We start from the raw sequence: 26,875 nt of genomic DNA, 5'->3' as shown, positions 1-26,875 counted from the left end.
AGGCGGAGGCATGCTTCAGGAACACCAGCCCCAGGATCACGTCCTTGTACTGGCCGGCCGACAGGGAGCCGCGCAGCTTCTCGGCCGCCTTCCACAGTGTGGCGTTGAGTTCCCTGGACGTCGACGCCGCCATCAGCCGGCCCGCTTGGCCGCCGCGCGCAGCTCACCGGACAGATCACCGTTCCCGGCGACACTGAACCCGCCCAGGCCCAGCCAGGCCGCCATGGACTGCAGTTCACCGGCCAGCACCGCGGCGACGCGATCCCTGGGCGCATCCGGTTCCCCGAACGCGCCGAGGACCCGCAGTGTGCCGGCGGCGCGGTCGGCCTTGAGGTCGACGCGCGCCACCAGTCGCCCGTCCATGAGCAGCGGCCACACGTAATAGCCGTACTGCCGCTTGGCGGCCGGCGTGTAAATCTCGATGCGGTAATGGAATTCGAACAGGCGCTCGACGCGCGGGCGGAAGAAGATCAGCGGGTCGAACGGACACAGCAGCGCGGTGCCGCGGTCGGTGCGGGGCACCGCGCGGCCCGCCCGCAGATAGGCCGGCGCCGACCAGCCGTCGACGTCGACGGGCTCGAGGTCACCGGTGGCCACCAGCGCGGCGATCGCCGGCTTGACCTGGGCGGCCGACAGCCGGAAGTAGTCGCGGATATCGGCCTCGGTGCCCACGCCCAGCGCGGTGGCGGCCCGCAGCGTGAGCTCGCGGATCGCCTCGTCGTCGTCGACCTCGCGGGCCAGCACGCGGGCCGGCAACACCCGCTCCACCAGGTCGTAGTGGCGGGCGAAGCCCACGCGCGTGGCGGTGGTGAGCACCCCGGCGGAGAACAGGGCCTCGGCCACCCATTTGGTGTCGCTGCGGTTGCCCCACCAGCTTCCTTTGGGCCCACGCGGTCCGGCCTCGAGGTGGGCCTCGATCTGTCCGGCGGTGCTCGGTCCGAGCTCGGCGACGGCGGCGACGATCTTGTCGGCGAGTTGCGGGTTGGCCTTGACGATGTGGGTGCCCCAGCGGCCGTGGGAATACTGGCGCATCCGCCAGCGCAACAGCGGCCAGTCCTCGACGGCCATCAGCGCGGCCTCGTGGACCCAGTATTCGGCCAGCAGCCGTGCCGACCGCGGACCCCAGGCGGCGCGGTCGAGCACGTCGCGGTCGTAGGGGCCGAGCCGGCTGAACACCGGGGCGTAATGCGCCCGCACCGCCACCGAGACCGAATCCAGTTGCAGCACTTGGATTCTGGAGATCAGCCGCTTCAGGTGTGCCCGGGTGATCTCACCGCCGGGCCGGGGCTGGGTAAAACCTTGGGCTGCAACGGCTATCCGGCGGGCTTGGTCGGCCGATAGCCTGCGGGTTGGCACGGCGCAGAGAATACCTCTTGGGTGCGACAACCCCGGCAGGCCACGCCAGCGCGACTCAGCCCGCGCGGACCTTGCGGTCCAGCGGCTTCAGCACGGCCTCGTCGCCCGAGTCGTTTTGTTCGGCGTAGGCCGCCTCGAGGGCCTTCGGCACCTCGTCGAGGTCGTGGTAGACGCCCATCAGCTGCTCGAGGATCTTGATGCGCCGCGCCGTCGCCTCGTCCACCGCGCGCTGCGCCTTCTCCCGGTAATGGTCGGCGCCCTTCTTCGCGTCGCCGAGCAGCTGCTCGCACTCGCGTTCGGCCTCCTGGCGCGCCTTCTTGATCGCCGATTCGGTCTCGGCGCGCATCTCGGCCAGTTCCGCGTCGAGCCGCTCCTTGGTCTCCGCGTACTCGGCTTCCAGGGCTTTTTGCTGCGCGGCCATGTCGGCCAGCACCTCGTCGCGCTTTCGTTCCGCGGCTTCGGCCTCGGCCTCGGCCGCCGCGATCACCGCATCCGCTTCGGCGCGCGCCTCGGCCTGCATCTCGGCCACCTCGTCGACCGCGCGGCTCAGCATTTTCGCCATCCGCTGCTGCACCGCGTGGGGCGAGGGCGAGGTATCCGTGAGCACGGCCACCTCTTTGCGCAGCGCGGCCGTCTGATCGGCGGATTCCTGCAGCCGGGCCCGTAGGCTCTCGACGTCGTCAAGCAGCAGCTGCTGCTTGGTGGTCAGCATCTCGATGTGGGCATCAACCGCGGCGGTGTCGTAGCCCATGAATTTTCGAGAGAACGTCTTCACGGGTTCGGTTATCACTGCCAATTCCCCCTTCTCTCTTCGAACGCCTGGTTGACCCTGTGCGACCGACCCCCGCGTCCGAGTATGTCAGGTCAGCCCGGGGGCGCGCCCGGGTGCGCGGCGGGCCGCCGGTAGCTGTGGAAGCGATACCGCAGCCCCGAGCGGCTGGCCTGCCACTCCCCCGTCTCACCGACCCAGGCGTCGTCCAGCGTCGGCGCCAGGGCGTCGTCGTCATCGCGGCGCAAATCGATTTCGACCTCGGTGACCTCGCACCGGGTGGCGTGCGGCAGCGCCAGCAAATAGATCTGCTCGCCGCCGATGACCCAGGTCCGCGGATCGCCCTCGGCTTGGGCCAGCGCCGCCTCCAGGGATCCGACCACCTGCGCCCCGTCGGCGACGAAGCCGGTGTCGCGGGATAGCACGACGTTGCGGCGCCCGGGCAGGGGGCGCACCCTCGCCGGTAACGACTCCCACGTCCGCCGGCCCATGATCACCGGGTGACCCATCGTCACCTCTTTGAACCGCAACAGATCTTCCGGCACGTTCCAGGGGATGTCACCACCGCGCCCGATCACGCCGGAGCTCGACTGAGCCCACACCAGGCCCACCTCGGTCATGCGGCGGTCATACGGCGACGGGGGCTTTGATCGCCGGGTGCGGGTCGTAGTTCTGCACGACGACGTCCTCGTAGACGTAGTCGAAGATCGAGTCCCGTTGCGCCAGAACGAGTTCCGGGTAGGGCCGGGGATCGCGGCTCAGCTGCAGGCGCACCTGTTCGACATGGTTGTCGTAGATGTGGCAGTCCCCACCCGTCCACACGAACTCGCCGACGGCCAGGCCGGCCTGGGCGGCCATCATGTGCGTCAGCAGCGCGTAGCTGGCGATGTTGAACGGCACGCCCAAGAACAGGTCGGCGCTGCGCTGGTAGAGCTGGCAGCTCAGCCGCCCGTCGGCCACGTAGAACTGGAAGAACGCGTGACACGGCGGCAGCGCCATCTGCGGGATCTGGCCGACGTTCCACGCCGACACGATGATGCGCCGCGAGTCGGGGTCGGTGCGCAGCAGCTCCAGGGCGGCGCTGATCTGGTCGATGTGCTCGCCCGAAGGCGTCGGCCAGGATCGCCACTGCACGCCGTAGATCGGCCCGAGATCGCCTGTGTCGCTTGCCCATTCGTCCCAGATGGTGACCCCGTGCTGGTGCAGCCAGCCGACGTTGGAGTCGCCGCGCAAAAACCACAGCAGCTCGTAGATCACCGATTTCAGGTGCACCTTTTTGGTGGTGAGCAGTGGGAAGCCGGCCGAGAGGTCATAGCGCAGCTGCTGACCGAACAGGCTGCGGGTCCCGGTGCCGGTGCGGTCGGATTTGGCCGTTCCCTGCTCGAGCACCAGGCGAAGCAGGTCCTCGTAGGGAGTCGGGATCGGCACGCCGTCAGAATAGCGGCGATCGCGAGCGCGGCGAAGCCGGGCGCGGCGGGTCGACGCGGATGTTTCGCCTCTAGGCCCGCGGAGTAGAACGGGTGCCATGCCGAACATCATCGACGTCGTCACCACACCCGATGGCACCTGCACGGTGCACCTGTTCACCCCCGACGGCCCCGAATCGCAAGTCCCCTGGCCCGGGGTGGTCATGTATCCCGACGCCGGCGGCGTGCGTGACACCTTCGAGCAGATGGCCGCCAAGCTGGCCGGGTTCGGTTACGCCGTGCTGCTGCCGGATGTCTACTACCGCACCCCGGACTGGGCGCCGTTCGACATGGCGACGGTCTTCACCGACAAGGAGGAACGCGGGCGCCTGTTCTCGATGATCGGCAGCGTCACCCCGGACCGGATGGCCGCCGACGCGACCGCGTTCTTCGACTACCTGGCCGCCCGCCCCGAGGTGCTCGGCGAGCGGTTCGGGGTGTGCGGTTACTGCATGGGCGGCCGGACGTCGCTCATGGTGGCCGGCCGGGTGCCCGACCGGGTGGCCGCCGCGGCGTCCTTCCACGGCGGCGGCCTGGTGACCGACACCGAGGACAGCCCACACCTGCTCGCCGACCGGATGACCGCCACGGTGTACGTGGGCGGCGCCCAGAACGACGCGTCGTTCACCGCCGATCACGCCGAGCAACTCGACAAGGCGCTGACGGCGGCCGGCGTCGAGCACACGATCGAGTGGTATTCGGCCGGCCACGGATTCGCGGTCCCGGACAACGGGCCCTATGACGCCGCCGCAGCCGAGCGGCATTGGGACGCGATGACGCAGGTGTTCGCCTCGGCGCTACCGCGTTAGCGCCGCCCGCAGCACGGTCGCGGCCACGGCCGCCCCGTCCGTGCGGATCGTCGCCGCCACGGAGCGCGCCCGCTCGCGGGTCCGCTCGGGCAGCACCGCCTTGAGCGCGGCCGACAGCGACTCGGTCGTCGGGGCCGGACCGTCGTGGGCGGCGCCGATGGCCAGGTCGCGCACCCGGCCCGCCCAGTAGGGCTGATCGGCCCCCTGCGGCACCACCACCTGTGGCGCACCGGCGCGGGCGGCCGTCGTGGTGGTTCCCGCCCCGCCGTGGTGTACAACGGCGGCGACCCGGGTGAACAGCGCCTGGTGGTTGACGTCGCCGACGCCCATGCAATCGGCCCCGTCGTCGATCGGGGTCAGCTCCGCCCAGCCGCGGGACACCAGGACGCGGTGGCCCTGCGCGCGGATCGCGTCGATGGCGACCCCGGCGACGTCGTGGGAGGCGCGCATGGGCATGCTGCCGAAGCCCACATAGACCGGCGGCGTTCCCGCGTCCAGGAACGCCACCAGTTCGGCCGGCAGGGGCCGTTCGTCGGGCAGCAGCCACGCGCCGGTCTGGACCACGTCGAGGTCGCTGGGCTGGCGCCAGGGATCCAGGATCGGGTCCGTCGCCAGCCAGGGCGATTCAGTCAGCGCGTAGTCGCGCAGGTTGTCCAGCGGCGCCAGCCCGATGGCGGTCCGGTGAGCGTTGAGCGTCGCGCCGAACAGCTCCTGCATGTGCCGGCCATCCAGTTGCCACAGCACCCGGTTCTCGACCATGCCCGGGGGGAAGGGCCCGTTGGCGTAGGCGGGCGGCGGGTGGTGCGGCGACGGCAGGATGGTGGGCTGGTAGGTGACATAGACGTAGTGGATGCCCAGCCGTTCGGCCACCGAGCGGGCGGCGGCCGCCGCCGGCGGGAAACCGGCCACCACCAGCGCGTCGCACCCTTCGGCCGCGGCGGCCACGGTGTCGAACTGCACGGCGATCAGCGCGTCCAGGTGCCGGCGGAGGTCCTCCTCCGACGGCAGCGCCCCGGTCTTCATCGCCCGCAGCGATTCGCCGAAGGGCAGCAGCGGCACGTCCACCCGGGCCAGCAGCTCGACGAATTCCGCGTCCGGCGGCGCGCTCACCGCCGCGTCGACGCCGAGCGTCCGCAGCTGCAGCGCGAGCGCGGCAAGCGGCTCGACGCCCCCGCGCGAGTCGTACGCCGACAGCAACACTCGCATCGCACCGCTCCCACTTCCACCCGGGTGGTCGCAAACTCTATCCTCGGCGCGCCGTCCGGCCGCGCAATGAGGGGCGTTTGCCGTCATAGGCCAGCCCGCAGGTAAGAATCACCGCGAGCCCAGGCACGGCGCGCGCCCGCGCCGCGGATGGCAACGTCAGAACGCCGGCAGGTCCACCAATTCAGCCAGGCGGGCGCGGTGACGGTATGCGGTGCCGAATGCCAACTGGTCGCTCTTGGCGCGCTTGAGGTACAGGTGTGCGGGATATTCCCAGGTCATGCCGATGCCGCCGTGTAGCTGGATGCACTCCTCGGCGGCATGCACGGCGACGTCGCTGCAGTAGGCCTGGGCGATTGCCGCCGCGGCGTCCGCGTCCGCGCCGTCCCGGGCGCAGGTGTCGGCGGCGTAGCGGGCCGCTGCGGTCGCCGCGCCGATTTCGAACCACAGGTCCGCCAATCGGTGCTTGATCGCCTGGTAGGAGCCGATCGTGCGGCCGAACTGCCGGCGTTGCCGGACGTATTCCAGCGTGGTCTCGAAGCACCATTGGGCGACCCCGAGTTGCTCGGACGCCAGCAGCGCGGCCCCGGTTCGGATGGCTTCGATGACGGGCTCGTCGCCCGCGCCGGCGCGCGACGACGGTGTCCCCGAAAACGACACGGCGGCAAGGGGTCTGGTCATATCCAGCGCGAGCAGCGGGGAAACGCGCAGCCCCGCCGCGCCGCGGGCGACGGTGTGCAGCTCGAGCCCGGCGGGCGCGGCGACCGGGACAACCAGCACGTCGGCGGCGTCGGCGCCGGCCACGCCGGTGACCGATCCGCTCAGGCCGTCCGAGTCGCCGCTGACCAGCGGGACCGGGTCGCCCGGCGCGCTCGACAACGGCACCACCAGCGCCGCCGTCAGCTCGCCCTGGGCCAGCGCCGACACCGTCTCGGTGTCGCCGGCCCGCAGCAGCGCGATGGTGGCGAGCACCGCGCTGGACAAAAACGGCACCGGCGCGACGGCCCGGCCGATCTCCTCCATGACCACCGCGGCCTCGCGGGCGCTCGCGCCGGCGCCGCCCAGCGACTCCGGAACCAGCAGGCCGGCCACGCCCAGCTCGGTGGCCAGCGTGCGCCACACACCCGAAAAGTCTTGCGGTTCGGCGTTGTACAGGCTTGCCACGCCTTCGGGTGGACACCGCTCGGCGAACAGCTGGCGCACGCCGGCCCGCAACGCCTCCTCGGTGTCGGAGTACAGCAGGTCGGCGGGGTGCGCGCTCATCGGGGCAGGTCCTTCCAGGCGACGTCCTTATCGACGCGGTGTTCGCCCGGCAGGCCCAGGATCCGCTCGGAGATGGTGTTGCGCAGGACTTCTGAGGTGCCGCCCTCGATCGAGTTGCCGCGCGCCCGCAGGTAGCGGTATCCGGGCCCGCGGCCGGTCAGGTCGACCGTCTCGGGCCTGCGCATGGTCCAGTCGTCGTAGTAGAGGCCGGATTCGCCGTGCAGCTCGATCTCGAAGCCCGAAATCGCTTGCGCCAGCTTGGCGAACGCCACCTTCATGCCGGCGCCCTCCGGGCCCGGCTGACCGGTGGCGGCCTGCTGCCGCAGCCGCTCGCCGGCGAGCCGAAGGACCTCCGCCTCCACCCACAACCGCATCAGTTGATCGTGCATGGCGGGGTTGCGCAGCGCCGGCTCGTCGCGCCATGCGGCGGTGACCTTGCCGATGTGGCCGCCTTCCCGCGGCGCCCCGGCGCGGGAACCGATCGCCACCCGCTCGTTGTTCAGGGTGGTGGTCGCGACCCGCCAGCCGCCGCCCTCCGGGCCCAGCCGATTCGCGTCGGGCACCCGGACGTCGGTGAGGAACACCTCGTTGAACTCGGCCTCGCCGGTGATCTGGCGCAACGGCCGGATCTCGACGCCGGGCTGCGTCATGTCGCAGAGAAAGTAGGTCAGGCCGGCGTGTTTGGGCACGGCCGGATCGGTGCGGGCCACCAGGATCGCCATCTGCGCGTGTTGCGCCTGCGACGTCCACACCTTCTGGCCGTTGACAATCCAGTCTTGAGGGTTATCCGCGTCCCGCACCGCGCGGGTCGACACCCCGGCAAGGTCGGATCCCGCGCCCGGCTCGCTGAACAGTTGGCAGTAGATCTGCTCGCCGGTGAACAAGGGGCGCAGAAACTTTCGTTTCTGGTCGTCGGTGCCGAACGCGGCGATGGTCGGCGCGGCCATGCCCATCCCGATGTAGTTCTTCGGCGTGCCGCCCACCGGCGCACCGGCGGCGGCCAGCCGGGCATCGACGCGCTCCTGGGCGGTGCGCGGCAGATCCAACCCGCCGAAGCCGCGCGGCAGGTGCACCCAGGCCAGCCCCGCATCGTATTGCGCGCCAAGGAAATCCCGCGGGTCGCTGGTCGCCGGATCGTGCTCGTCGAGCAGTGCCTGAACCCGTGCGTCCAGGTCGGCCGTATCGACGGCGGTCATTGACCGCCGCCCGGCGCGGACTGGAAGCCCTGCGCGGCGCCGAGCAGCAGGCCGCCGTCGATCACCATGGTCTCGCCGGTGATCCAGCTGGCCGCGTCGGACACCAGGAAGGCGACCGCCCCGGCCACGTCGATGGGTTCACCGATGCGCCCCAGCGCGATAGACGAGGCCAGCGGGTCCTCGTGGTCCTTCCACAGCGCCTCGGCGAGCCGGGTGCGCACCACCCCGGGCGCGATGGCGTTGACCCTGACGCGCGGCGAAAGTTCCAGCGCCAGTTGCTTGGTCACATGGATCAGCGCGGCCTTGGTGGCGTTGTACATGCCCATCGCCGGCGATTGATGCAGACCGCCGATGGAGGCGGTGTTGACGATCGCCCCGCCGTGCTCGCCCATCCACGCCTTGACCACGAGCGAAGTCCACAACAGCGGGGCCCACAGGTTGACATCGAAGATCTTGGTGAAACGGGCGTGATCCTGGTCGATCAGCGGACCGTAGGCCGGGTTGGTTCCGGCGTTGTTGACCAGGATGTCGACGCTGCCGAAGCGCTCCAGCGTGAGCTCCACGCAGCGCCGCGCGGCGTCCTCGTCGACCGCGTGCGCGCCGACGCCGAGGGCCTGCTGGCCCACCTGAGCGGCGGCCTCCTCGGCGGCCTCCTGCTTGCGCGCGGTGAGTACCACATTGGCCCCCGCGGCCGCCAGCTGCTGGGCGATCGAAAGCCCGATTCCACGCGACGCGCCGGTGATGATCGCGGTGCGGCCGGTCAGATCTTGCGAGGTCATGTGGTCAGGCCTTCCGTCGCGGTGACGCCGCCGTGCGGCAGCGGGAACTTCGTGCTGTCGAATTTTATTCGCGATGTTTTGGACACGTGTTGAGGTGGTATGCCAGCCGCATGTTATCGAAATTGACACTCATGAAACCGCTGGTTGTTGCCGGGGCTGTTGCTGCGGCTATCGCCGCCGCCCCCGTGGCCGCGGCTGACGTGTACGTCACCGGATTAGCCGCCAACTCCCCCGCCCCGACCCACGTCACCTTCAAGGACGACCCGGGCGGCGGCGGCTGCGACGCCAACGGAAACTGCGGCTCGGGCGGCCAGTTCAACGGTCCGGGCGGCGGACCTGGTGGCCAGGGCTGCGTCCCGGGCGTCGGCTGCGGCTCCGGCGGGCAGAACGCGGGACCCGGTGGCATTCCGGGCGGGCAGGGATGTCTGCCCGGCGTCGGCTGCGGCTCCGGCCACGCCTGATCGCTCTACCCCTCAGCCTCCCGAGAGCCTGGTGATCCAGGCCCGGGAGGCTGCTGGGTCTATGACGTCGTCCAACTCGAACGTGGTGGCCGCCCGCAGCGCCTTGCCGTGCTCGTAGGCCGCGGCCACCAGGCGGTCGAACAGGACTTGGCGCTCGGCCGGATCGTCGACCGCCGCCAACTCCTTGCTGAATCCCAGGCGGACGGCGCCTTCCAGACCCATGCCGCCGATCTCGCCGGTCGGCCAGGCGATGGTGAACTGCGGCGCCCGGAATGAACCCCCGGCCATCGCCATCGCGCCGAGTCCATAAGCCTTGCGCAGGATGATCATTCCCAGCGGTACCGTCAGCCGCGCACCCAGGACGAACATCCGGCCGAAGCGGCGGACGGCCGCGTCCTTCTCCGCGTCGGGCCCCACCATGAAGCCCGGTGTGTCGCACAGCGAGATCACCGGCAACCCGAACGATTCGCACAAGGCCAGGAAGTCGCCGGCCTTGTCGGCCGCCTCGGCGTCGATCGCGCCGCCCAGGTGGTGGGTGCTGTTGGCGATCAGCCCGTACGGCACCCCCTCCACGCGAACCAGGGCGGTGACGATCCCCACGCCGTAGTCTGCCCGCAGCTCGAGCACCGAGCCGATGTCGACGATCGACTCGATCGCCCGGTGCACGTCGTACGCGCGTAACCGGTTCTGCGGCACCACATGCCGGGCCAGCCGTGGATCCGGCGCCGACCAGTCACTCAGCGGGCCCTGGAAGTACGAGAGATAGTGCTTGGCCAGCGCGACCGCATGGGCCTCGTCGCGGGCCACCAGGCTGACCACGCCGTTGCGGCGCTGCACGCCGATCGGCCCGATCGCCTCCGGCGGATACACGCCCAGTCCGCCGCCCTCGATCATCGCCGGACCGCCCATCCCGATGTTGGCGTCCGGCGTCGCGATGATCACGTCGCACACCCCCGCCAGCGCCGCGTTGCCGGCGAAGCAACGGCCCGAGACGATCGACACCAGCGGCGCCTCGCCGCTCAACGCCGCGAGCATCCGGAAGGTCGGCACGTCCAGGCCGGCGGCGCCGCCGACGTCGGTGTCGCCCGGCCGGCCGCCGCCGCCCTCGGCGAACAGCACGACGGGCAAGCGCTTTCGCGCGGCGAGATCGAACACGCGGTCGGTTTTGGCGTGGTTGCGCATGCCCTGCGTGCCGGCCAGCACCGTGTAGTCGTAGGACACCACGACGGCCTGCGCCGCGTCCCGCCCGAACCGGTCCGCGCCGATGGTGGCCAGCCCGGCGACCAGGCCGTCGGCCGGGGTGTTGACGATCAAGTCGGATTCCGAGCGCCGGCTGCGCTGAGCCGCGATCGCCAGCGCACCGTATTCGACGAAGCTGTCGGGATCGACCAGATCGGCGATGTTCTCCCGGGCGGTGCGGCGTCCCCGCTGGTGCCGTTTGGCGACGGCGGCCTCGCGGCCCTCGTCGAGGGTCAAGGCATGCCGGCGCACGACCTCGTCGAGATCGGCTCGCGGGCGATCGAGATCCGTTGTTGCCGAGACGGATTCGCCGTCACCAGCGGCCGCGGTGCGGGTGAAGACCAACAGCGGATCTCCGGTCCCGACCACCTGGCCGGGTGTCACCAGGATCCGGACGGTCCGCAGCGCGTCCGGCGCGACGAGCACGTGCTGCATCTTCATCGCTTCCAGGACAACCAACTGGCTGCCCGCCGCGTATTCGGCGTCCTCGGACGCTACCTCGATGACGGTGCCGGCCAACTGGGCGCGCAGCGCATCCTCGCCGGGATACAGTTCGATCGTCGCCGCCCGGGGTTCTTGCTGGCGTGACAGCGCGGCCTGGGCCAGCTCGGGAAGCTTCTCATCGAGGAAACCGGTGCTCACCCAACCGGATTCGATCCGGTCGTCGGTCAGCAGCTCGCGCAGGAAGGCGACATTCGTGTGAACGCCCTCGATGCTGAATTCGGCCAGGGCGGTGCGGGCCTTGCGCACCGCGGCCCGCCATGATGACCCGTGCCCGGCGGATGACGCGTGCACAAAGACGATGAGTTTGGCCAACAGCGAGTCGTACTGCGGGCTTATCGCCAATCCCGCCCGGCCATAGGTGTCGACGCGCACGCCGGGACCACTGGGCGGGGAGAACACGGTGAGGGTGCCCGCCGAGGGCGCGACGGAGAAGTCGGGCCCGAACGTCTCCATGTTCACCCTGAGCTGGATGGCGATGCCGCGGCGGGCGGCCGGCTCGCCGATGACTTCCAGTCCGTCGGAGGCGATTCCGGAGGGCAACCCCAGCTGGTAGAACGACGCACCCCGGGCGATGGCGAGTTGCAGGGCGACCAGGTCGAGCCCGGTGGTTTCCTCGGTGACGGTGTGCTCGACCTGGATTCGCGGGTTGACCTCCAGAAAGACGAAGTCGTCGCCGGTGACCAGGAATTCGACGGTGGCCAGCCCGCGCAGCGCCACGCGGGCGCACAACCGCACCGCCGCCCGGTGCAGGGCGCGGCGCAGGTCATCCGAAAGGCCTTGGGCGGGGGCGATTTCGACCAGCTTCTGGTAGCGCCGCTGGATGCTGCAGTCGCGGTCGCCGACCGCGTGTGCGTGCGTCTGGTGTCCGGCCGGTGCGGCGACCACCTGTACCTCGATGTGGCGGGCGTCGGCGAGCAGCGCCTCGGCGAACAACGCGGAATCACCGAATCCCAGTTGGGCTTCGGCGGCGCAGCGCTGGTAGGCATCGTCGATCTGATCGGCGCTGTGCACCTTGCGCATTCCACGGCCCCCGCCGCCGGCGAGGGCCTTGATCATGATGCCGCCGCCGTGGGCGGCGAAGAACGCCTTGATGTCCTCGACGCCGCTCGGGCCGTCGGTCGCGGGCAGCACCGGCACCCCGGCGGCAATCGCCGCGCCGCGGGCGGCGGTCTTGTTGCCGAGGACTTCGAGCACCCGGGTATCGGGACCGACAAACGTGTAGCCACCGGCCGCGCAGGCGTTGGCGAATTCGGCGTTCTCGCTGAGGAATCCGTAGCCGGGGTGAATCAGTTCCGCGCCGGCGCTCTTCGCCGCCGCCAGCATGGCGGGCTGGTCCAGATAAGCCCGCGGGCCGGTGCCTGGCAGGCCGATCGCCTCGTCGGCGGCGTGCACGTGCGGGCTCTCGGCGTCGTCTTCGGCATACACCGCGATGGTGCGCATGCCCAATTCGGTTGCGGTGCGGATGATTCGCAGTGCGATCTCGCCGCGGTTGGCGACCAGCAGGCTCGCGTTCATCGCAGCGGCTCGCCCCACTGGACCTGTTCGCGGAGCCTGGCCTTGAGCAGCTTGCCGCCGGCGTTGCGGGGCAGCGCGGTGTCCACCACCGTGACGTATTGCGGCACTTTGTAGTCGGCCAGCTGGCCGCGGCAGTGGTCGAGCACCGCCGGCACGTCGATCTCGTCACCGCCGCCGAACAGCACCGCTCCCACCTTCTCCCCCATGACCTCGTCGGCAACCCCGAGCACGCAGGCGTCCGCGACATGGGGCGCGGCCAGCAGCACGGCCTCCACCTCGACGCTGGAGACGTTCTCGCCGCCGCGGTTGATGATGTCCTTGAGCCGGTCGACGATGTGCACCCGGCCCGCCTCGTCGACGCGCACCACGTCGCCGGTGTGCAGCCAACCGTCCGCGAAGGTGGTGGCGGTGGCCTCGGGCCGGTTCCAGTAGCCGTTGGTCACGTTGGCGCCGCGCGCCACCAGCTCGCCCACGGCGGGGTCGTCGCCGAACGGGATCACCCCGAGGTCCACCGACGGCACCGCGTACCCGACGGAGTCGGCGTGCTCGACGGCCTCGGCATCGGGCAGCACGGTCATCAGCGACGCCGTCTCCGTCATGCCGTAGCCGTTGAACACCGTGGCGTGGCCGAACGCGTTCTTCACCGACCGCACCAGCGACGGGGCGATCGGCGCGCCACCGTAGCCCACCCACCGCACGCCCGACGTATCCAGCGCGGAAAAATCCTTGTGGCGCAACAACAGCGAGTAGATCGCCGGGACGGTGACCATGACCGAGATGCGCTCGGCGGTCAGCGTGGCGAGCAGCGTGTCCAGGTTGAGCGCGGGCATGATCACCGACGCTCCGCCGAGCCGGGCCGCGGCCAGAAGCTGGGTGTTGCAACCGGTCACGTGAAACAGCGGCACCGAGATCAGCGTGCGCATCGCGTCGCCGAGGTTCCGCGGCTGTTGCAGACAGCGGATCCCGTTCTCGGTGTTGGTCAAGAACGCCTCGTGCGTGGTCGGCACGCCCTTGGGATGGCCGGTGGTCCCCGAGGTGTAGAACAGCGCGGCGGTGTCGGCGCGGCCCAGTCGCTCGGTGACGTACGGCCGACCGTCGGGCAGCGGCGCGTCGGGCGCCAGATCCACCCGCGCCCCGGAGTCGGACAAAACGAACTCGACCTCCGGGCGCGCCGAGCGCGTATTGACCGCCACCGCAACGCCACCGGCCATCACGGTGCCCCAGAACGCCAGCGCCCAGTCGATGCCGGCGGGGTAACGCAGCGCGACGCGGTCGCCGGGCTGCAGACCGCCGGCGCGCAGCCCGCCGGCGACGCGCGCCGCGCGGTCCCACAGCTGCCGGTACGTCAGGCGGTCGCCGCCCAGCTCGACCAGGGCTTCGGCATCCGGGCTGGCGTCGACGTGCTCGGCGAGCATGTCGAGCAGGGTGGCCGGGAGCCCCTCGTAGCGCGGTATGCCGTCGGGGCCGCGGGACACCCCGGCCATCGGGAACGGGTTGGGGCCACGTGGAATTTCAATCACTGGAGGCATGCCCGGTCCTTACTATCCTGCTGCCCTATCGTGATAGCGGTGACGATCCAGGATTCCGCCATCATGCCCGAGGCGTTCTTCACTGTAGACGGCGACTCCTATGTTCCGGGGCCGATGACCCAGGGCCCGTGGGGTGCGGCGATGGGCGGCCAGATCGTCGGCGGGCTGTTGGGTTGGGGCATAGAGCAATCCGGCATCGACCCCGACTTCCAGCCCGCCCGGCTGACCGTCGACCTGATACGGCCGGCGCTGCTGCTGCCGGTACAGATCCGGACCTCGGTCCAGCGGGAAGGCCGGCGAATCAGGCTGGTCGACGCCGCCCTCATGCAGCGCGACGCGACCGTCGCGCGCGCCAGCGCGTTGTTCCTGCGCCGCGGTGAGCATCCCGAAGGCCAGGTGTGGTCGTTTCCGGTCGAGATGCCGCCGCTGCCGAGCGCCCGGGACGGTTTTCCGAGCGACATGCCGTTCCACATCTGGGGATACGGGGCGACGTTCGAAGGCAGCCCCGGTATCGCCGCCGGCGAGTGGGAGCAGTCCCATGCCCAGAAGTTCGCGTGGGCGCGGGTGTTTCGGCCGATGGTGCATGGCCACGCCCTGACGCCGTTCACCCGCCTGGCGTTCGTCGGTGACATCACCAGCTCGCTCACGCATTGGGGCACAGGCGGATTGCGTTACATCAACGCCGACTACACCGTCACCGCCAGCCGGCTGCCCGACGGTGAATTCGTCGGGCTGGCCGCACAGAGCCACTACGGTACGGCCGGGGTCGCCACCGGCACCGCAACGCTGTTCGACCAACACGGCCCGATCGGCACCAGCTCCGCCCTGGCGGTGGCCCAGCCCGCCGGCGCGTTCAAGCCGACCCACGCCTAGTCGATCATCGTTGCTGTGTGCGCCACTCCATTTGCTGGGAGGCGACTCTGCAAACCTCGGACAGCGCCCGGTATTGGGCTATGCTGCTCTGCACGACCCGCCGAATGGATGCTGCACAGTCCCGCAGCGGGACCGTCACTCCGGTGGGTGGACATCTCCCTTGGAGGGGAACCGCCATGCGCATGGGCTCGGACTCGCGATCCCCTTGCGGCGCCATCCGGCGCACGGCGCTCAGCACGGAGCGCCCGGGGCCGTGACGACTCCGGTACTGGATCTCGACGGCCGGGTGGCCGACCGGCGGCAGGAACTCGGTGAACTCCGGAACGCGGTGGCGACGGCCGAACGGGTCAGCGGAGGGTGCGTCCTGCTCAGCGGGGTCCCCGGGGTGGGCAAATCGACGCTCATCCAGGCGTTCGGCGTCGAGATCTCCCGCCGCGACTGCGTATTCGCCTACGGAAGGTGCCGCGACGGCGGCCCGGCTCCGTATTCGGCGCTGGCCGACGCGCTGAGCTCGGTCGTGCGCACCATGGAGGCCACCGGCCCGGCCGAGCGTGACCGTTGGCGAGCCGACCTCGTCAGCGAGATGTCGGGGTTTGCGGGTGTCCTCTCGCCACTCGTGCCTGAATTGGCGCCGGTGCTGGGTGAGCCCTCGACCGACACCGATCTCGACGCGGCGGACGCTCGCCGCCGGTTGCACCGCGCGGCCATCCTGCTGGTCTCGACCACGGCGCCCTACCGGCCGGTGGTGCTGGCGATTGACGACCTGCAGTGGGCGGACCGCGACACGTTGCTGCTGTTGTCCGAACTGCTGACGGTGTCGCTGCGCAACGTCCTGGTGGTCGGCGGGCACCGCGCGGGCGAGTTCGACCCGGACGCCGGGGGCATCAAATCGGACAACCTCACCACCATCGAACTGCAACCGCTGGCCACCGAGGACGTCGAGGAGCTGCTGGCCGACGTGTGCGGCCGGAGTGTGGAGCTGGCCGATGTGGCCGCCGAGTTCCACCATCGGACCGGCGGCAATCCGCTGCAGGTCCGTCAGCTGCTCTACCGCGCGCAACGCGAGGGCGCGCTGACCCCGGTCGGCCCCGGCGGCAACCCGAGCTGGGACCTGCGCGTGCTCACCTCGATCGAGGTTTCCGCCACGGCCGCCGAGTTTCTCAGCCGCTACCTCGACCAACTTCGCCCAATCGACCGCGAGGTGTTGGGTTCGCTGTCGTGCTTCGGCGGCGAGTTCGACCTGGACGACGCCACCGCGGCGGCCGCCCAGCCGCCCGAGGTGGTAGCCCAGGCGCTGTGGTCGTGCCTCGAACTCCGTCTGCTGGAGGCCGTGGACAGCGGCGGGCGACGGATCGCCAACGCGATCAGCCGCGACGCCCGGTACCGCTTCAGCCATGACCGGGTGACCGAGGCGGCGCGGGTGGCCCTGTCCGACGACCAGATCCGCGCGACACACCTGCGGATCGGTCGGTGGCTGGTCGAGCGGGAGGACGACCGGTTGTTCGAGGCCGCGCGCCACCTCGGCATCGGCGGGCGTGGGCTCACCGACGACGCCGAGCGCGTTTGTTTCGTCGAGGTGTTGCGGCGGGCGGCACAGAAGGCGAGGGCCCAGGCTTCATTCCCGTTGGCGCTCGACTACTGCCGGGACGCACTGACGCTGCTCGGCGGGCAGCGTTGGACCGCACACTTCGATCTGACCCGGCAGCTGCAGCTCGACGCCGCCGACGCCGCGTTGCTGGTGGGTGACGTGCCCGCGCTGAATGCGCTACTCGACGAGGTCGAGGAGACCCTGCGCGACCCGCCGGACCGCGCGCGCATCGCTTACCTGCGGCTCAAAGGGCGCGTCGCGCAGAACCGTCTGCAGGAGGCGCTCGAAATCGGGCTGCAAGCGCTCGCCGAGCTCGGCGAACGGGTGCCGACCGACGCGGGCACGCCACGCATGGCCAACGCGGTCGTCCGGATGAGGTTGACAATGCGCGGGTGGAGCAATGAACGGCTGCTTCAGCTGCCGCACTGCGATGACCAACGGGTCATCGCACTGCACCGGATTCTTGCCGAGCTATGCAACATGGCGGTCCGGGTCCGGCCCAACCTTCTGCCCTTGCTCGTGCGAAAGCAGCTCGATCTCACGCTGGCCCACGGCCACACGCCGTCTTCGCCGCTGGTCATTGCCGGTTACGGGATCGTCCGGGTGCTGCTCGGTGACCACGCGGGCGGCCAGCGCTTCGGCGAGGTAGCCATGCTGCTCGCCCAGCGGCCGGAATTCCGCGAGGCCCGGCCGCAGACGGTGTTCATGCACCTGGACTACATCCACCATTGGCGCCACCCCCTCCGCGAGGGCTTAGCCGAGCTTCGCGACGCCGTCGAGGAGGCGCTCGACCAAGGCGACCAGGAAAACGCCGGGCTTCTGGTCGCGGTCCTGCTCTCCCAGTCATTCTGGGCCGGTCGTCCCCTCCCTGAGATAGACGCCCTCGCCAGCTCCCTGATCCCACACATCCGTTCCCAGCCGGTTGCCGGCGCGCTTTGCCAGGCCGTGCAGCAGCTTTGCCTCAATCTGATGGGCCGCGGCGCCGATCCCTTCCTCCTCGCCGGCGAGAGCGGCTACGACGAGCGGGAAGTGCTGCCGGCTGCCCGCAGCGAGGGCGACGAGGTAGCCCTGGGTGCGGCCGCGACCATGAAGCAGGGCCTGCACTTCTGGTGTGGCGACTATGAGGGCACAGTCGCCGCGACGCCGGAGGCAATCGAGCACATCGGTGGGATGGCCGGCACTGCGATCTCAGAACTCATCTACCTGGTGGGCGCGCTAAGCATGATTCGACAGGCGCCGCGGGACCGCTCGACGGCCCACTTCGTGCGCCAGACTCTGGCATCGCACCGCAAGTGGGCGGCGAGCGCGCCGGAGAACTACGCGGCGTCGCACGCGCTGCTCCAGGGAGCCTGGGCCCGGGCGCGCGGGCAACACGCCAAGGCGGAACGCTACTTGCATCAGGCGATTGAACTCGCCGAGGAAAGCCAGCTGCCGATGATCAGCGCTTACGCCCATGAGGAGGCCGCGGCGCTGTATGGCGACACGGGGCGGGCGCGGCTTCGGGACCACATGCTGGGGTCGGCGTACCAGCGCTGGCTGACTTTGGGTTTCGCGGTGCGCACCGACTGGCTGGCGCGCGAGCACCCCTGGCTGCTCAGGCGCGACCTCGTCCAGAAAGGCTCGGCGGGGATCGACCCTGTCGGCGCGCATCAGCTACTGCGCGCGCTGTCGGGAGCGCGAACTTCGGATGCCTTGGCCAACATCATTTTGGGCTCGGTCGCCGACACGACTGGTGCGGGCCGCGTCCTGCTCCTCACCGGCGACGCGGAGAACTTGGCCGTCCGGGCCATCCACGATCACGGCGAGATTTCGATCGTGGACGGGCCATGGACCGAGGTGTCTTATGACAGGAACATCGTGCGCCGCGTGCTGGACGGCGGCTCTCCGGCCATCGTCGCGGCCGACCGTCAGGCACGGACCCCGCCCGTCCTCATCGTTCCGATCACCTTGCACGACACAATAATCGGCGTGATTTACGCCGAGCGGGACGCACCGGACGGCAACTTTGTCGCCGAGCACCAGGAGGCGGTCGCCTTCTTGTGCGCCCAGGCCGCCGCGCCGCTGTGGAACTTCCAGCTCGAGGCCCGACTGCGGGCCGCCGACGAGTACCGACAGTCCCTCATGGACGCACAGTCGAGATTCGTGCCCAACGAGCTGCTGCGCATCCTCGACATCGACGACCTTCGCCGCGTCCGCAACGGCTACCGGGTCGAGCGCGAGATGACGGTGCTCATCAGCGACATCCGGGGCTACACCACCATGATCGAGGACATGAACGTCGGCGAGGCGAGCAACCTGGCGATGGGTTTTCTGCGTGCCGTCGAGCTCCCAATCATCGGCTATAACGGCATGATTCAAGACGTCCGCGGGGACGAGATCGTCGCTGTCTTCGAATCCGAGCCCGACGCCGTTCGGGCAGGACTGGCGATGCTGCGCTCCTTGCGCGCGCACAACGAAGAGCGAAAAGCGGCCGGATCCGAAGAACTACGGGCCGGAATCGGCATCAACACCGGGATGGTCGGAGTCGGGCTGGTCGGCGGGGTGAACCGCATGGTGCTCACCATCATCGGCGACGCGGTGAACCTGGCCGCGCGCATCGAGAGCACCAACAAGCGCTACGGCTCCGCCTTGCTCATCTCTGATCACACGTACCAGCGCCTCGGGGCGTCCGAGCGGTTCAACGTCCGCCGCATGGAGCGCGTCATGGTGGTCAACCGACGTCGACCGGTGACGATTTACGAAGTGTACGACGAGGATTCGGCTCCACTTCGCGCCGCGAAACGCGCGGCGCAGCCCGCGTTCGACGAGGCCTTCGCCCTTTTCGACGCGGGCGACGTCGATGCGGCGCGCGCCGCCTTCGAACGATGCCGCGCGCTGCTGCCCGACGACCCCGTCGCTCCGCTGCATCTGGCGCACTGCGACGCGATGGCGCGCGGTGAAATGACCCCTGGTCAAGAGGTCGCACTCCTGAACAAGTAGCGCACTACCCCACTTTCGGAACTTTGCCGAACCGATTGCGCGACGTGTGGTATTTGTCACATGATTTGTACCGACAGCCGGGGGCGGTCAAGGAGCGGCAGCCATGTACCTGAGTGCAGAGCGGTTGGCCCTTGCCAACCAAGCAGTCAAAGAGACGTTCGGGCAGTGCAGCGTTGCCTGGCAGGCCATCCCGCACTGGGACACCGGCGACCCTGGTCAGATGTTTGTCTCCGATGGCATCGTCAAAACTCCAAATGTTGTGCCATTGACGCCGAAGAGCTCAAAGATCGACGTATCGCTCGCGCAGGCGATCGCGCCGACCCCCGACGCGCTGCTCACCGCGGCCACCGCGGCGGCCGTCGACCTGGCCAAGCAGGTTGACCAAGACGTCATCCCAGCGATCTACGGGAAGGTCCCCGCACCGAATCTGACGACCATCGCGGCAGCAAACATCAACCCAAAGGACCTGCAAACCCCGCTTCTGACCTCCCGGGTGCACGTCGAAGATGCCGGGTATCGGGCGCCCTCCTGCCTCGTTACCAATACGCTCGGGCTCACCAAGCTCAACGAATTCGTCAGCGGGTACGTCAACATCCTTCAGCAGCTGATGATGGTGGCGAATGTCAACGCGTTACACCGAATCGACAACGTCCAAACCGCACCCCCTTCAGCCCCCGATACGGGGGAGCGGCTGCTCGTCATCGGCCGTCGGCGGCGGATCCCCCAGGGCGCGGCGCCGGAGGCCTCGCCCGGTGAGGAGCCCGTGGACCTCGCGGTCAGCGTGTTGCCCAGCCTTGCGGTCGCCGGCGAAAACAGCTCGGGTGGAATCGAGCTCTACGCGCGGATCAGTTATGCAACAAGGGTCACGGATGCTACCGGCCTCGCCGCTGTCGCACACGGCTAACCGACTTGACGGCAGCATCAACCCGACCGCAGGCAACCCACTCGACGACTACCTTGAGCTGTGCAAGCAGGCCTGCGACAGCGAGATCGAGCGGCTCTACGGTCCGGGTGAGCGGGGCTCCAACGGCCTCTACGACCTGATCCTCGACTACCCGCTGCGCGGCGGAAAGGCGCTTCGGCCGGCGCTGAGCATCGCGATGTGCCTTGGGCTCGGCGGCCACCTCGAGGCGATCCTCCCGACCGCCGCGACCCTCGAGCTGTACCACAACGCGTTTCTCATCCACGACGACATCGAGGACGAATCCTGGTGGCGGCGAGGCAAGCCCACGCTGCACATCGACCATGGCGTGCCGATCGCCGTCAACGTCGGCGACGCCATGCTCTCGCTGTCGCTACAACCGCTACTGGACAACGTCGAGCGGGTAGGGCTCGGACCCGCGCTGCGCATCCTGCGGGCCGTCGCCAAGATGACCCGGCTGACCGTCGACGGGCAGGCGCTGGAGCTCGAGTGGGTCCGGTCCAACACGTGGCGGCTCCAGGATGCTGACTATCTCAAGATGGTGGAACTCAAGACGAGCTGGTACTCCTTCATCACGCCGCTACACGCCGGCGCGATCGCCGCTGGCGCCGGAGCAGAGCGGTTGCCTCCGTTGGAATCCCTCGGCCGCCACCTGGGAGCGGCCTTCCAGATCACCGACGACCTGCTGAACTTGCGGGCGGACCCGCAGGAGTACGGGAAGGAGATCGGCGGCGACCTCTGGGAGGGCAAGCGGACCCTGATGCTGCTGCACACCTTGCGAAGTGCCGAACCGCAGGACCAGGTTCGGGCGGTGGCGATTCTGGCCAAGCGCCGACCGAGCGCCGACGGCGAGTTGGGGCTGACCAACCTGCTCGATCGCCTCACCGCCCGCGGTGAACTGTCCCAGTCGGGTCGGGCGGAGATCGAGGCCCGGCTGCAGGGGCATCATCCGTCGGAGCCCAAGGCCCTCAAGGACATTCAATGGCTCTATGAATTGATGCACCGCGTGGGCTCGCTCGAGCATGCCCGCGACGTCGCCGCCGGGCATGCCCAGAAGGCTGCCGTGGCGCTCGCGAAGCTCGACTGGTTGCCGCACAGTCGTCATCGAGACATGCTGGCCGACCTGGTGGACTACGTACACGGGCGGACCCGATGAACCCCGAAGCCACGCTCGGCATGCTGGCGGAACTCGAGCGGATCCGCGAGCTCACTCTTGACCTCATCGAACAACAAGCCCCGCAGTTGCAGCCGCCCCCGCCGGACGAAGCCGCCGAGATGCAGCGCAGGGTGTTCGACCTACTCCTGGGGGCGCGCCGAGCGGTCCTCGGCAATCCCGCGGCCGCCCGACGGCTGCACGACCTCCTCGTCGCCGAGGGCCGCCGTTACGCAAGCACACCCCGCGGGGCACGGCTACGCGACGCGTTGGCCGCCTCGGAAGCGGTGGAGAACCTACGGCGCGTCTGGGAGATGGTGAGCCTCAACGTTCTCGGCGGTCCCGCCGCGCCCGATGCCGTTCCCGACGCCTGGGTGGATCTGATGGCAGACGCCGTCGTCGGGCGTGGCCTCGACGATTCGATTCTGGATCGCCTGCGGCCCGAGGGGTTTGCATGACGCTCACCGATCCTCGCGAAGCTCTCGCAGACCAAAGCGATTTCATCGGCTATCTGGTCGGCCTTGCCGGCGTCGCCCGGGTGGTGCACAGCCTGGCCACAGACGGCGAAGGCCGAGCCGGGCACCCCCGCGCCCCAGACGACTTCGTGCACCTTCTGCTCGGGTTTGCGAGCCTCGGAGCGACGATCGAGGGATTCGCCAATTCGGCTGTCGCACAGCCGAATCCGAGTGCCGCGCCACCACCCCCGGACCCGAGTACGCGGTGGCTCCGATGAGCGCGCTCCTGGCCCGCAGCGACTTCCTCCGCGCCCCGGTGCTGGCCACCGCCCGGCCCGCGGGTTTCAAGGAGTGGCAGCACTTCGTGATTCACGGGCTGGACGTGCGGGTTTTGATCAACTTCAGCCTCAACAATGAACTGCTCGCCGGAGACGAAGTCCGGCTCGCACCACGCGTCATCATCATCGCTCACGACGAGACATGGACCGGCGCCATCGAGCGGTTCGACGGGCGCGCTCTGAACGTCTCGGCCGATCTGGGTGAACTGACCATCGGCGGTAACCGAATGACCATCGTGCCCGACGGCTATCGCGTGGCGATCGATTTGCCTGACAACGGTATTCGGGGCGAACTGCACTTCATCTCGGCGAGCCGGCCATTCGTGGTCCGCAACGAACCGGCGGGTGAAGGCCGCGTCAGCTGGCTCTTCGTACCGAGGCTGCGCGCCGACGGATGGCTGCGCATCGGCGGACGAGAACACCGTTTTGAGGACGCCCTCGCCTATCACGACCACAACTGGGGTCGGTTCCGGTGGGGCGACGACTTTGGTTGGACGTGGGGCACCATTTTGCCGGCCAGACCCGGAGACCCGTGGTCGATGGTATCCGTGCATATCACCGACGGGAGGCGGCAGCGCTCTCTGTCCCGATCGCTCTACGTGTGGCACCACGACGAGCCCGCCGCGATATTTCGCCACGCGGCGGTGCAGGCGCGCACCCACGGCCTGCTCGACCGCGCGGCCGATTGCGTCTTGCCGCCCCCGATGCGGCTGCTACTGGACGGCGAGGTGCCGGGGGTGCCGGAACGGATCGAGATCACCGCCACGCGGGCTGGCGACAAGGTGCACGCCGAGTTCCGCTCGCGTTCTTATACCCGCCTGGCCCAACCGAGCGAGGTACACCTCGACCGATCGACGGTGCTCTGCGAAGCCGACGGCGCCGTTCGGGCGAGCGGCACAGTGAATGGCGAAGACTTCGACTTCGTCGGTACCGGAGTATTCGAGTTCCTCCATGGCTGAACGGGTTTCGTCGCTACTGCGGCGTTCAGTCGAGCACCTCGAGGACGAGGTGCCCGACAGTTACCGGGCGCTGGTCGAAGAGCTCGGCCCGATGGTGGTCGAGCTCGACGTCGACGGTGAGGTGTTTTCCCTGCGTGGTGGTGATCGACTTCAGGTGTTCGACGGTGCGGCGCAGACTCCATCCGTCCGGATCATCACCTCGCGCGCCGCCATCCTTGACGTGCTGGATGCCCGGGTGGCGCTCGGGGCGGCCGTGGAGGCGGGCGCGGTGAGCGTGTGGGGTTCGCTCGATGACGTCCAGCGGGCCCACGACTCGCTGCTGGCGTACGTCCATGCGGCGGTGCGGGCGCCCTCGCAGCCCGGCGTGCTGTCCGAACTCCGTTCGGGGGCAGCATGACTGAGAGCATCTGCACCCCGGGATCGGGCGAACCTCGTCCCACTGTGGCGGTCCTCGGGGCGGGCATCGCCGGGCTCACCGCGGCGCACGAGCTCGCCGAGCGCGGCTTCGTCGTCACGGTGTACGAGGGCCGACCCGACGAACGGAATGGACTGGGAGCCCAGCCGGCCGGAACATACCCGCCCGTCAAGATTGGCGGCCTCGCCGCGTCTCAGTACTCGACGGTGGGCCCGCAAGGCGGAAGCCAAGCCCAGCTGCGTCCCTTCCCAGGCCGGCGGGGCCAGCCGCGTCCTCCCGGCCGAGCGGTTGCGGGTGAACACGGCTTCCGCTTCTTCCCCGCGTACTACTTACACACCTGGGACATGTTCCAGCGCATTCCGGTCTACCAATACAGCGGTACGGCCGGCTGGACGCCGACTTCCCGCACCGTGTACGACAACGTCCGGCGGGTGATCACCCAGGGCATGACGGTTGGCGGCAAGCCCTCCCTCGTCTTTCCCCGCGAACTCCCCCGCAGTCCTGCCGAGTTTCTCGGCATCCTCAGCCAGATCGCCGGATTGGGCTTCACCGCCGAAGATCTCGCAATCTTCCAGAGCCGGATACTCCGCTATCTGGCCACCAGCCCCTTGCGACGCGCCATCGAATTGCAGAACCTCTCCGCCTACGACTTCTTCGTCGGGTACGACAGCTCGACCGGGACCAGGCAATTCTCCTATTCGCCGAGTTTCGACGCGCTCTTGCGCGAGATGCCAAGGGTCCTGGCCGCTTTCGACTCGCGTTGGGGGGACGCACGGACCAACATCACCACTTATCTTCAGCTGTACCTGAACATGGACCGCCACGACGATAAGGCCGACGGGGTACTCAACGGTCCCACCACCGAGGTGTGGTTCGACAACTGGTACCACCACCTCGTCGCGCTTGGCGTACGTTTCGTGCGCGGTGTGGCGAGTCGCCTCGATTCTTTCGCCTTCGACCCGAGCCAGCCGCCCCATCTCCGACCTCGCGTGCAGATCACGTTCGCCGACGGTACGCGGGTGACTCCGGACTACACCGTCGTCGCCGTCGATGCCCCCGCAGCCGAATCCATCACCGCGCCGCTGCGCGCGGCGGGCACAGGCGGCACCGTAGGTAGGCTCGACGGATTTACTACGTCTGCACCCCCACCCGACGGTCCGCTGCAACCCGCCTCGGCACGGGTCCCGCGGCGACGGAATCCCTACAACATGGACGAGCTCGGACGAGTGCCCTGGGATCGGTTCCAAACGCTGTGCGGCATCCAGTATTACTTCGACACGGAATTCCAGCTGCTCCGAGGACACATGCTCTACGCCGGCACGGAGTGGGCGCTCTCGTCGATCAATCAGCATGGATTCTGGGAGAAGGAACCGATTCTGGACCGCGACGGCCACGTTTCGGTGCTGTCCGTCGACGTCGGGGACTTCAATACCCTCTCCCGGCACCTGGGCAAGGCGGCCCGCGACTGCGCTCCTGATGAACTCGCCGCGGAAGTGTGGCGCCAGATCGTTGCCGCCCTCACGAGCAACAACGAATCCCTTGCGGCGGAGGCGATGCCGTGGCCCGCGTGGTACGCGCTGGATCGCGGCCTGAAAATGGCCGCCGGACCCGGTCAGGGCCAGGGTCGCGTGGTTCAAAACGAGACGCCGTACCTCGTTCCCATCATCGGCGACTGGGACAATCGGCCCGGCAGCGACCCGTGGAACCCGCACGGATCGTCTTGGAGTAGCGCACCGCCCGAGGACTGGTGGCTCGAAGACCTGGAGCTGCGGAACGTCTGGCAAGCCCGCCACGGCGGCTATCAGGTACACAACAATTCGGTGGTCTTCGGGGGCACTTGGAACAAGACCTTTACCCGGATGACCTCAATGGAGGCCGCGTGCGAGTCGGGACGTCACGCCGTCAACGCCATCCTCGACCACTATGTCTGGGTGGCATCGGGTGGTCGCGATCGCCGGGAGAAGACCACGCTCGCTTGGGAGTTTCCCTTCGGCTTCCTCGATCAAGGTCTGTCGAGCCCGATTCGATTCCCGACCCCAGCCGGTGACTATTGCTACGTGTTCGACTGCGAAAATCGTGAGCCGGCCGACACGCGCCTGCTACGCAACATCGATTCGAAGTTCTGCGAGCAGTCACTGCCGCATCCACTGGACATCCCGGCCGCGCTTTCGTTCGGTGCCCCTCCGTCCCCTATTCCCACCTTCACGGGAGGTCAGAAAATGTTCACGCCCACAGCCGATTCCAACCAGCAGTTGCTCAACTACCTCCAGGCTTGGCGACAGATTCTCGACCAGTGGACGGCCATGGCAGCCGCGTCACCATTTCCGAACGCCCCGAACGTGTTTCCCACCGCGCCGCCGGGAGGTCAGTTCGCGCCGCCGTTCACGCCCTTCATGCCGTTGATGCCGACCGCGCCGTTCATGCCGCCGGCGCCGTCCGCCGCTGCGACGTCACCAGCGCCGCCCGCGCCGGCCGACTATGCCCAGCAACTGTTCAGCTATCTTCAGGCGTGGCGGCAATACCTCGAGCAGGCGGCGGGCACAATGGCACCGTCAACGCAGCCATCGAACACCGGGCAGCCGACCGGCGTTCCCAACGGCGGCGGCAACGCCGGCACCAAGCGCCCGCCGGATACGCCGATTCCGCCCGGAAGCGATACCGGCAGCAAGAGCGGTCCACAGGACGGCGACGGCAACGGCTCGTCTTCAACCTGGCCTCCGCCGATGCAGAGATTAGCGCCCGACAGCTACACCCTGAGCCAAATCAGCGGCGTCGGATCCGAACTGGCGGGGACCCCCATCGGCGGTGGGACAGAAACGTCGCAGCTGATTCCGCCCGATGTAGATTGGTCTACCCAGTACGAACCAATTGAACTCCCCCGCGAGCTAATCCAGAGGTTGGACGCGACCGCCTCATCGGCACGGCCCAGAGCCTCGCAGGTCTTATCGGAAACCCCCGAGCCACAGGCCGGTTCGGCATTTCTCAGGACGATGCACAGCGTGGAACCCTCCGCGTCGCCCCAGGTCGCCCCGAGGTCGCTGTTCTCCACTCCGGGCGCTTCGACAAGCTTCCGGGAACACGGTGAGACACCCTCGCCCTGACCG

22 protein-coding genes are annotated in these 26,875 nt (G+C 69.0%); 11 read left to right on the top strand and 11 right to left on the bottom strand.

What is annotated here, in order from left to right; genetic code table 11:
* The 5 genes from A9W96_RS30425 to A9W96_RS13970 all read right to left on the bottom strand — a co-directional run.
* Positions 1 to 133: type I restriction-modification system subunit M N-terminal domain-containing protein (locus A9W96_RS30425; RefSeq protein ID WP_156765239.1), on the bottom strand; the 133-nt coding region annotated here is incomplete at its 3' end.
* Complete coding sequence (locus A9W96_RS13985) at positions 133 to 1,356, bottom strand: winged helix-turn-helix domain-containing protein (protein WP_067140524.1); 1,224 nt, start codon at positions 1,354 to 1,356, stop codon at positions 133 to 135. The genes A9W96_RS13985 and A9W96_RS30425, both read right to left, overlap by 1 nt.
* Before the next feature lie 55 nt (positions 1,357 to 1,411).
* Positions 1,412 to 2,146 carry a cell division protein DivIVA gene (locus A9W96_RS13980; RefSeq protein WP_066860823.1) on the bottom strand — a complete coding sequence of 245 codons (735 nt, stop codon included), beginning with the start codon at positions 2,144 to 2,146 and terminating at the stop codon, positions 1,412 to 1,414.
* A 74-nt stretch (positions 2,147 to 2,220) separates the two neighbouring features.
* Positions 2,221 to 2,745, bottom strand: a complete 525-nt coding sequence (locus A9W96_RS13975) for a dihydrofolate reductase (protein WP_067140521.1) — start codon at positions 2,743 to 2,745, stop codon at positions 2,221 to 2,223.
* Between the two features lie 7 nt (positions 2,746 to 2,752).
* Positions 2,753 to 3,553, bottom strand: coding sequence for a thymidylate synthase (locus tag A9W96_RS13970; protein WP_067140518.1), 801 nt, complete (start codon positions 3,551 to 3,553; stop codon positions 2,753 to 2,755).
* Between the two features lie 97 nt (positions 3,554 to 3,650).
* On the opposite strand from A9W96_RS13970, the gene A9W96_RS13965 reads away from it, so the two are divergent.
* Complete coding sequence (locus A9W96_RS13965) at positions 3,651 to 4,400, top strand: dienelactone hydrolase family protein (RefSeq protein WP_067140514.1); 750 nt, start codon at positions 3,651 to 3,653, stop codon at positions 4,398 to 4,400.
* Here A9W96_RS13965 and A9W96_RS13960 read toward each other — a convergent pair.
* The 4 genes from A9W96_RS13960 to A9W96_RS13945 all read right to left on the bottom strand — a co-directional run bounded on the left by A9W96_RS13960 (position 4,389) and on the right by A9W96_RS13945 (position 8,841).
* Positions 4,389 to 5,606, bottom strand: a complete 1,218-nt coding sequence (locus A9W96_RS13960) for a glycosyltransferase (RefSeq protein WP_067140511.1) — start codon at positions 5,604 to 5,606, stop codon at positions 4,389 to 4,391. The two genes, A9W96_RS13965 and A9W96_RS13960, sit on opposite strands and share 12 nt — an antisense overlap.
* A 156-nt stretch (positions 5,607 to 5,762) precedes the next feature.
* A complete protein-coding gene (locus A9W96_RS13955; RefSeq protein WP_067140508.1) occupies positions 5,763 to 6,866 on the bottom strand; it encodes an acyl-CoA dehydrogenase family protein in 1,104 nt (367 codons plus the stop codon).
* Positions 6,863 to 8,062 (bottom strand): acyl-CoA dehydrogenase family protein, encoded by a 1,200-nt coding sequence (locus A9W96_RS13950; RefSeq protein ID WP_066860844.1) that lies wholly within the window; start codon positions 8,060 to 8,062, stop codon positions 6,863 to 6,865. Before A9W96_RS13950 ends, A9W96_RS13955 begins: the two co-directional genes overlap by 4 nt.
* The gene (locus A9W96_RS13945; RefSeq protein WP_066879671.1) at positions 8,059 to 8,841 is read right to left on the bottom strand and encodes an SDR family oxidoreductase; all 783 of its coding nucleotides are present in this window, start codon (positions 8,839 to 8,841) and stop codon (positions 8,059 to 8,061) included. Before A9W96_RS13945 ends, A9W96_RS13950 begins: the two co-directional genes overlap by 4 nt.
* 131 nt (positions 8,842 to 8,972) lie before the next feature.
* Here A9W96_RS13945 and A9W96_RS13940 point away from each other — a divergent pair, with 131 nt between their 5' ends.
* Positions 8,973 to 9,302, top strand: coding sequence for a PE-PGRS family protein (locus A9W96_RS13940; RefSeq protein ID WP_066860851.1), 330 nt, complete (start codon positions 8,973 to 8,975; stop codon positions 9,300 to 9,302).
* Positions 9,303 to 9,314: 12 nt separating this feature from the next.
* Here the strand turns inward: A9W96_RS13940 and A9W96_RS13935 are convergent, their stop codons facing one another.
* Positions 9,315 to 12,560: a carboxyl transferase domain-containing protein gene (locus A9W96_RS13935; RefSeq protein WP_067140505.1), complete on the bottom strand. Its 3,246-nt coding sequence runs from the start codon at positions 12,558 to 12,560 to the stop codon at positions 9,315 to 9,317.
* Positions 12,557 to 14,089, bottom strand: a complete 1,533-nt coding sequence (locus tag A9W96_RS13930) for a class I adenylate-forming enzyme family protein (RefSeq protein WP_197499514.1) — start codon at positions 14,087 to 14,089, stop codon at positions 12,557 to 12,559. Before A9W96_RS13930 ends, A9W96_RS13935 begins: the two co-directional genes overlap by 4 nt.
* Before the next feature lie 39 nt (positions 14,090 to 14,128).
* Between A9W96_RS13930 and A9W96_RS13925 the strand changes: the two genes are divergently transcribed.
* From A9W96_RS13925 to A9W96_RS13885, 9 genes are all read left to right on the top strand, one after another.
* Complete coding sequence (locus A9W96_RS13925; protein ID WP_197499513.1) at positions 14,129 to 14,962, top strand: thioesterase family protein; 834 nt, start codon at positions 14,129 to 14,131, stop codon at positions 14,960 to 14,962.
* A 253-nt stretch (positions 14,963 to 15,215) separates the two neighbouring features.
* Positions 15,216 to 19,529, top strand: coding sequence for an AAA family ATPase (locus tag A9W96_RS13920; protein WP_197499512.1), 4,314 nt, complete (start codon positions 15,216 to 15,218; stop codon positions 19,527 to 19,529).
* Positions 19,530 to 19,632: 103 nt separating this feature from the next.
* Positions 19,633 to 20,433: a hypothetical protein gene (locus A9W96_RS13915; protein ID WP_066879682.1), complete on the top strand. Its 801-nt coding sequence runs from the start codon at positions 19,633 to 19,635 to the stop codon at positions 20,431 to 20,433.
* The gene (locus tag A9W96_RS13910) at positions 20,399 to 21,607 is read left to right on the top strand and encodes a polyprenyl synthetase family protein (RefSeq protein WP_082972233.1); all 1,209 of its coding nucleotides are present in this window, start codon (positions 20,399 to 20,401) and stop codon (positions 21,605 to 21,607) included. The genes A9W96_RS13915 and A9W96_RS13910 overlap by 35 nt, the downstream gene beginning before the upstream one ends.
* Positions 21,604 to 22,062 (top strand): hypothetical protein, encoded by a 459-nt coding sequence (locus tag A9W96_RS13905; RefSeq protein WP_067140499.1) that lies wholly within the window; start codon positions 21,604 to 21,606, stop codon positions 22,060 to 22,062. The genes A9W96_RS13910 and A9W96_RS13905 overlap by 4 nt, the downstream gene beginning before the upstream one ends.
* On the top strand, positions 22,059 to 22,337 hold the full coding sequence (locus A9W96_RS13900) for a hypothetical protein (RefSeq protein WP_067140496.1): 279 nt from the start codon (positions 22,059 to 22,061) through the stop codon (positions 22,335 to 22,337). Before A9W96_RS13905 ends, A9W96_RS13900 begins: the two co-directional genes overlap by 4 nt.
* Entirely contained in the window at positions 22,334 to 23,356 is a 1,023-nt protein-coding gene (locus A9W96_RS13895; RefSeq protein WP_067140493.1) for a hypothetical protein, read from the top strand. Before A9W96_RS13900 ends, A9W96_RS13895 begins: the two co-directional genes overlap by 4 nt.
* Positions 23,349 to 23,753 carry an SCP-2 sterol transfer family protein gene (locus tag A9W96_RS13890; protein WP_067140490.1) on the top strand — a complete coding sequence of 135 codons (405 nt, stop codon included), beginning with the start codon at positions 23,349 to 23,351 and terminating at the stop codon, positions 23,751 to 23,753. The genes A9W96_RS13895 and A9W96_RS13890 overlap by 8 nt, the downstream gene beginning before the upstream one ends.
* Positions 23,750 to 26,872 carry an NAD(P)-binding protein gene (locus A9W96_RS13885; protein WP_067140487.1) on the top strand — a complete coding sequence of 1,041 codons (3,123 nt, stop codon included), beginning with the start codon at positions 23,750 to 23,752 and terminating at the stop codon, positions 26,870 to 26,872. Before A9W96_RS13890 ends, A9W96_RS13885 begins: the two co-directional genes overlap by 4 nt.
* Positions 26,873 to 26,875 lie beyond the last annotated feature (3 nt).

It is taken from the genome of Mycobacterium sp. 1245852.3, assembly GCF_001669335.1.
Classification (GTDB): Bacteria; Actinomycetota; Actinomycetes; order Mycobacteriales; family Mycobacteriaceae; genus Mycobacterium; species Mycobacterium europaeum_A.
This window is presented reverse-complemented; position numbering and strand designations above follow the sequence as displayed.